Genomic DNA, 756 nt, shown 5'->3' with positions numbered 1-756 from the left:
CCTGTCCGGCGGGCTGATTCGCAGCCTGGAAGCCGGCGGCGATCGCCTGGCCCGGCTGGAGCCATTGCAGATCGGCAGTATTCACCCCCAGCACGCTGAGGACCGGGTACTGGTGCCGCTGGATAAGGTGCCGCCGTTGCTGGTGGACATGCTCATCGCCACCGAAGACCGCAGTTTCTACGACCACCATGGCATTTCCCTGCGCGGCTTGAGCCGCGCCATGCTGGCCAATATCAAGGCCGGCGGCCTGGTGCAGGGCGGCAGTACCCTGACCCAGCAGCTGGTGAAGAACTTCTGGCTCAGCTCCGACCGGACCCTGTCGCGCAAGCTGATGGAAATGCCCATGGCCTTGCTGCTGGAGCTGCATTACAGCAAGGACCAGATTCTCGAGGCCTACTTGAATGAGGTCTATCTCGGCCAGGACGGCGCCCGCGCCATTCATGGTATGGGCCTGGGAGCGCAGTTCCTGTTTGGCCGACCGCTGGAAGAACTGGAACCCCATCAGCTGGCGACGCTGGTGGCCTTGCTGAAAGGCCCCAGCTGGTACGACCCGCGCCGCCGTCCGGAGCGGGCCATGGAGCGCCGCAATACCGTGTTGAAAGTGGCTCGTGACGAAGGTGCCTTGTCCAGCGCGGACTACAACAAGTACAGCGCCCGGCCGCTGGAAGTGGTGCCGCGGGGTGCATCCGCGCTGTATGCCTTCCCGGCGTTTATTGATCTGGTGCGCCGTCAGCTGGCGCGGGATTACCCGCCGGA

1 protein-coding gene is annotated in these 756 nt (G+C 64.6%); it reads left to right on the top strand.

What is annotated here, in order from left to right; translation table 11 throughout:
• Positions 1-756: transglycosylase domain-containing protein (locus A3754_RS05045; protein ID WP_197468472.1), on the top strand; the 756-nt coding region annotated here is incomplete at both ends.

Source organism: Alcanivorax sp. HI0083, from assembly GCF_001635175.1.
The sequence above is the reverse complement of the archived record's forward strand: the minus strand, read 5'-3'. Positions and strand labels throughout refer to the sequence as shown.